General features: G+C 38.8%; 5 protein-coding genes and 2 pseudogenes. 5 read left to right on the top strand and 2 right to left on the bottom strand.

Going from position 1 to position 6,015, the window contains the following annotated elements; all coding sequences use genetic code 11:
- Positions 1-145 precede the first annotated feature (145 nt).
- Both IEY40_RS19340 and IEY40_RS19335 read left to right on the top strand, forming a co-directional pair.
- Complete coding sequence (locus IEY40_RS19340) at positions 146-631, top strand: hypothetical protein (RefSeq protein WP_188959148.1); 486 nt, start codon at positions 146-148, stop codon at positions 629-631.
- Positions 632-1,142: 511 nt separating this feature from the next.
- Entirely contained in the window at positions 1,143-1,625 is a 483-nt protein-coding gene (locus tag IEY40_RS19335) for a DUF7832 domain-containing protein (protein WP_229777168.1), read from the top strand.
- A 103-nt stretch (positions 1,626-1,728) separates the two neighbouring features.
- Here the strand turns inward: IEY40_RS19335 and IEY40_RS19330 are convergent.
- Positions 1,729-2,589 (bottom strand): annotated as a pseudogene (locus tag IEY40_RS19330) (IS110-like element ISShfr7 family transposase); the annotation flags it as partial.
- 309 nt (positions 2,590-2,898) lie between these two features.
- Positions 2,899-3,081 (bottom strand): annotated as a pseudogene (locus IEY40_RS19325) (IS110 family transposase); the annotation flags it as partial.
- A gap of 171 nt (positions 3,082-3,252) precedes the next feature.
- Here IEY40_RS19325 and IEY40_RS19320 point away from each other — a divergent pair.
- The 3 genes from IEY40_RS19320 (at position 3,253) to IEY40_RS19310 (ending at position 5,708) form a co-directional block, all read left to right on the top strand.
- Positions 3,253-3,558 carry a hypothetical protein gene (locus IEY40_RS19320; RefSeq protein ID WP_188959146.1) on the top strand — a complete coding sequence of 102 codons (306 nt, stop codon included), beginning with the start codon at positions 3,253-3,255 and terminating at the stop codon, positions 3,556-3,558.
- Positions 3,559-3,908: 350 nt separating this feature from the next.
- The gene (locus IEY40_RS19315; RefSeq protein ID WP_188959144.1) at positions 3,909-4,151 is read left to right on the top strand and encodes a hypothetical protein; all 243 of its coding nucleotides are present in this window, start codon (positions 3,909-3,911) and stop codon (positions 4,149-4,151) included.
- 957 nt (positions 4,152-5,108) lie between these two features.
- On the top strand, positions 5,109-5,708 hold the full coding sequence (locus tag IEY40_RS19310) for a pentapeptide repeat-containing protein (RefSeq protein ID WP_188959142.1): 600 nt from the start codon (positions 5,109-5,111) through the stop codon (positions 5,706-5,708).
- Positions 5,709-6,015: the final 307 nt, after the last annotated feature.

Genomic DNA, 6,015 nt, shown 5'->3' with positions numbered 1-6,015 from the left:
AAGTGCAATTGTTGTCGTGTAGCGGCAACGTAATATAACAAGAACATTAAACGGAAAATTTACAGTTGGCTTTTTTCGTTCCTCAAAAATTTTAGCCAACTATAATTTTCCGCTTATGTAAGCGTTATATGGCTAGGGAAAGTTTGTGAAAACTGAGATTTTAGGGAATATTTTAGGACTTACTCTTGCTCACTCAGCATTTATTGGAAGTGGTCAAGACGGAGTAACATTAGCTCCATATGTTGTTTATCAGCAAGGTGAAAATAGGCAAGTCTTAAACTTCGAAGCAGATACTCAACAAGAAGCAATTGATAGCGCATATGCATCTATTAAAGAGTATCAACCTAGTGTTGATGCATGGGCAATTTCTCATGAAGGTCTTGTAACACTTGATAATGGTGAAAAACAGGATATCTATATTGTCAAAGCATGGATCAATGGTTTAGCTGAACCAATAATGATCTACCAAATGTTTAATCCTAAACCGTTTAAATTAATCGGTAATATAAAAGTTTTAAACTTTGAAGATACTGGCTTGGATACGGAGCAAGCTGAAATGCTTCATCAAGCACTCGATGCTGGGATTGAATCTCATAATAGTGCAAATAAAAAATGGGAAAGTTGGTTTTAATCGCCATATAACAAGGCATTGCAAAGGACTTTTAACAGTTGGCTCCTTCGCTTCGCTCGTATTATAAGCCAACAATTAAAAGCCTCTGAATGAGGCGTTAGCTGCTGGGAAGAGTATGCAGGAAATACCTTTAGGGACATTGAATTCTAAGCTCTACGAGAAAAACGGTGAGACTTACTACACAATCACGCCAATATTTGGTATGAGCACAAACTTCTATCTCAATGCACCATTATCGAAGATAGAGGTATTAAAGAATGAAGAAAATGAGCTTCTCATAAAGAAAGGCATATTAAAGTTGAGAATGTCTTTCAAGCCGTATACCCCAGGCTTATTCAAACTGAAGTTAAAGCCATATTACTTTGGTATACCTTTCGGAATCTACTGGTGCGAGATTTCAGCAACAAATAAAACTAAACTACAGGACGTGTTCGTTGTATACAGCTAACAAGGCCATGAAAAATCGGCCGCAAAAAACGCGGCCTACGACGCTCCTATCGTCGCGCGTTTTATGGCGGCGTTATGGGTCAGGGAGAGTTTGAGTTTGACGATAGATAGAATAGATTGGCACAGTGGCGCAGACGATTTTCCTAAGGAGCTAGCGCCTGAAGCCGGAGGCACTCATATCGGTATGTTTATCACGTGGGTTCTCAATAATAATCTTGAAGGCGAGCTGCACAAAACCGACTCAATTGAATCAGTTAGTAATGTTAAATCTCGTAAAATGACCGGAACTGAATTTCTAATCAAGGAATGTGATGAGAAATTCTGGGAAGATGATTTAAACCCAGAAGGGCTGGAGTTTGCGAAGTATTACTATGAATCAAATGTTTACTATGGAGATTATGAAAAGGCTCTAGTTACAACTGAACCTACGCTATATCACGTACAGGATATTTGGGAAAATTACGATAAGCTCTCAATTTACATTGATTTAGCTTTTAAAAAATGGCGAGAGAGTAAAAGTAAAAAATGGTGGCAGTTTTGGCTATAAATACCCATAACAAAGCCAGTCAATCTGACCTCCGTAAACTGTCTTCTTTTTTGCAAAAAAACGCAAAAAAGCAGCCAATTCACTCCGGCAGTTGCTGGCGNGAGAATGCCCATTTCAAATGAGCATTACCGATTTTATTGCCATTTGTGCCGTAGGTTTTACCGGCTGACTCCGCTTTGCATTTGACCAATCGAGAGTATGACGCAAACTTTTGTACTGATTCAAATCGACTGATATCACCGATTTCATAGAGGATTGTCAGCGATAAAATCTTACCAATGCCAGGTACTGTTTTAAGTAGTTCTAAATAGACGGGGTTATGGTTTTTGGCTTGTTTTTCGATGAACCATTCAACCTGTGCGAGTTCCTTTGCATAACAATCAAGTAGTGCCATGTCTAAATCAATGTTGCGCTGCACGATAGGGTCTTGATATTGCTCGCGAAGTTTTTGTCTTGCAGAGATGTTTTTAAGATTAAGTTCAGTTGCAGGTAAATTGTATTGGCTATTAGTGTTAACCACATGACCTTTAAGCATAGCGCCGTGACGGACAATCTTCATTCTACGACGTAGTAGGTCACGTGCTGCGCGCATTTCACTTGGATAATCATAAGCTATTGGAAAGTTACCACCACGCAGTAGTGTGGCAATTTTAAAGGAATCGACTTTATCATTTTTGGTTTTACCACCGTGAATCGCCTTCATATAAAGCGCATGACCTAAGATAAAATCAATCCCAAGTTCTGCACACCAGTCAGACACCCAATACCAGCAATGCATGCACTCAACCCCGACAATCACATTGCCGATATAGGGTTCTAGAATGAGTAATAAGTCATCTTTATCAGCACCAATCTTTTTATGGATGACAACTTCCCCTTTAGAATCAATGATACAAACGTAAAGTAAACGTGCATGTAAATCGATACCACAGTAGTATGGATGTGAGTTATTATAAAATCTCATTGAGCTTTCTCCTGTTGGTTTAGTCACCTTAAGCATACCGCTGATGCGGCTTGCTAGGGAGGGGGCTCAATGAGTATCAAGCGCATGTAGTCGGACTGGTTTTCCGCTGCGCTCCAAACCAGCCGCAAATGCGGGCGTTATACATCACGGACGGTATGAGAAAACTTGTAGATACTGCGTTTTATTTTGTATTTGGATTTACTGCTTTCAATTGGGCTGGTTGGCCGATTGAATTACGGTTTACTGAATCGCACCTCAATTACTACTTCATTACATTGCTTTGCATTCTTTTACCTATTTCACTATNCACTCAACCCCGACAATCACATTGCCGATATAGGGTTCTAGAATGAGTAATAAGTCATCTTTATCAGCACCAATCTTTTTATGGATGACAACTTCCCCTTTAGAATCAATGATACAAACGTAAAGTAAGCGTGCATGTAAATCGATACCACAGTAGTATGGATGTGAGTTATTATAAAATCTCATTGAGCTTTCTCCTGTTGGTTTAGTCACCTTAAGCATACCGCTGATGCGGCTTACTAGGGAGGGGGCTCAATGAGTATCAAGTTGCTTAAACGGACACAAACAGCTGGCTGTGCTCGTTCCTCGCCATTATAGCCAGCTATTTTTAGCCGCTTAGCAAAGCGTTAGGTGTCTATGAAAGTTGTCTACATTTACGGTTTTCAAGGGAAGTTTGTTGGAAACTCAGAATATGATTATGTTGAGCCTGAAATTGGTGATGTTCATAAATGTATGGTGTTTATAGCTCAAGATATTGATGAGTTAAATTTTGATCAGGCACTAATTGAAGTTAAAAAATATGGCTTCGATCAAGTGATAAATTTAACAGGTAATACCTTGAAGGTAGAGGTGCTCAATACCGACACGTATAAAGGTTTTACTGGTTTTTATACAGAAGCTCTTGAAGAAGGAAGTTCACTTGTTTATTACCCGAACACCTAACAAGCCGTTTAACGAAAACGCCAGCAAACAACGCTGGCACGGACTCGCAAACTGCGCTCGCCCGTTAACGGAGCGTTGAGGCTGTAGAATTTCTATTTTTATTGAAAAATAGCCATTTTTTAGGGTTCCAAATGCATTACCTCGTGTCTTAAAAGCGCTTAGGATTGATTTGAGGAGCTCTTTTTTTCATTGAATTAGACTGTTAGAGTTATTCTACAGTCTCGTTATGTTTTACAGGAGAGTCCGTGGCGAGCATTAAAGCAATAATTTATCCCGTCATAATAATTATATTGGCATTAATCATAAGATTTTTTTTATCTATCCCATTTATAGACGTAAATGGTGAGTTCATGTCAACTAACGAAATTATTTCTCATAGTGATGCAGGTACTAAAGCCGTAACAGAGTCTTTTTTGAGTAAATCCGAAAGCAGAGGAGATCTAGTACACATATTTAATGCTTATGAACAAACTAAGGCCGGAGATATAGAAGTATTCAAAGAGGCGTTTGATGTGGTTGCTAGCATTGCAGATTTGATAATAATAATTACATTGTTCTTTGTTTTACCTGTTTCACTTAAACGTAAAACATAACAAATAAGGATAGGCCGCGCGAAGCCGCGTCCTTATCCCAAGTGTTGAACAAGCCCGAATACGTGAGATGTGACTCTTTATTATGTAATTAACAGCTCGAGAAAACGCGCTGTTTGATGTGATTGTTAGCTAGCTACTTTTCAGTAGACAGCCAGTTCCCTTAGCCTCCTTGCTAATTAGTTAACTCGCTATATTTCAGTATCTTAAATTAACCCTCCATGGTATTCAGTTAAACCATTATCCTTATTATCATTTTCAACATGAATTTAGTGGGGTCAGAATTTAGTGGGGTCAGTGTAAACTTTATGTAATTGCACTAAACCCGAAGTTCTAACGCACTTTTGTCCAGAAATAATTTAGGCAGGCTCTAATGTAGTGGGCCAGTCTTCATTGACCACAGCGCTCTATATTGTAATAAAAGTACATGGAAAAGTTGTAGTTCTAGAGGCTTCCATAATTTGTCAGTTTATGGTTATATTTTATGTCAGGATATGGTTATAAATTTTAGCTAAGTAATTGAAAAGGCAGTTGCTTATGTCAGGTTATGCTTGCAGCGACAAGTAAACTGTCGCTGAACCCATATATTGCTTCCAGCGACATAAACTCCATTAGATACGTCTTCCCGGCAATGCTTATGGACTGCAGCCACTAACGCTTAAGATCGCAAGGTTCCACCCTGCTTGGGCCAAAAGGGGATCAACAGCAATCCTCTCTTGGATCACCAGTGCCGTTCCGGCAACAATTTCGCTTTTTAACCAAACAACAGCAACGAAAAAATTGCGACGGAAAATTATCGAGCTTTTAACCGCGTTTGTAGCCTGCTTCGGCCACCTTTTTACGAGTAAAGAATAAAAATACTAACGCTTCAGATGGGGTGTTCATTCCATCACATTGACTATCTTGTTTACTCGATCTACCTGATGTACTGTCTAGAAAAGTGTTGGTGGATTGGAAATCATGAAAGTGTTAGTTGATGGTGAGAGTTATCTAGATATTTTGTTTGAAAAACATGTTGGCTCGCATAAACACTTTAATCATATCGAATTTGAGGACTGTCAGTTTGTAGACTGTGATTTCTCCGAAACTCAGTTCAAAAATTGTAAATTCCTTAATTGTATATTTGAACGATGTAATTTCAGCTTGGTTGACCTTTCTAATTCAAAGCTATTTGAAGTTAGGTTTCAAGATAGCAAATTAATCGGTGTTGATTGGGCGAAAGCTGAATGGGCTATATACCACTTAGATTTTGAACTTAACTTTACGCGTTGTATTTTGAATGACTCATCATTTTTTGGGCTTAAATTGCACGAGTTAGTTTTGGATGAATGTAAGTTACATGATGTTGACTTTCGCGAGGGTGACTTTACACATTCATCAATGACTTATTGTAACTTTAGGCATAGTTTATTTATGAGAACAAATTTACAAGGGGTCGATTTCAGTGACTCAGAAGAATACGTTATTGACGTGTTTGAAAATAATGTGAAAAAGGCACGATTTTCAAGGAGCGAAGCACTGAGTCTATTGGAAAGTTTAGGTGTTGAACTCGTTGACTGAAAGTCTGACTGACGTTTAAGACGAGTTTCGAATGCTTAGTGGAATTAATATGTCCATCCAGTCCTACAAGGTTGAATAGTCAATACTTTACTAGGTGTACGCCTCTAGTATTAGAGGCGCTTCTTATTTTGAATCATGTTGTTTAAATCTTTATGAGATTTTACCTCCTGACACGCAAGAGGTTACATCGAAGAGAGATAATGACAGGTGTAGATGAGTCAGCGAGTGTCCAAAACAGGGATGTTTTGGTTAAGCCCACATGGATGTGCTTGCGGCGTCTCGCTTAATCATCTGCACGGAGCCTGCG

The organism is Shewanella ulleungensis (genome assembly GCF_014648315.1).
GTDB classification, from domain to species: Bacteria; Pseudomonadota; Gammaproteobacteria; order Enterobacterales; family Shewanellaceae; genus Shewanella; species Shewanella ulleungensis.
Note: the sequence above shows the minus strand (reverse complement) of the source record. Positions and strands in the feature narration are given on the sequence as shown.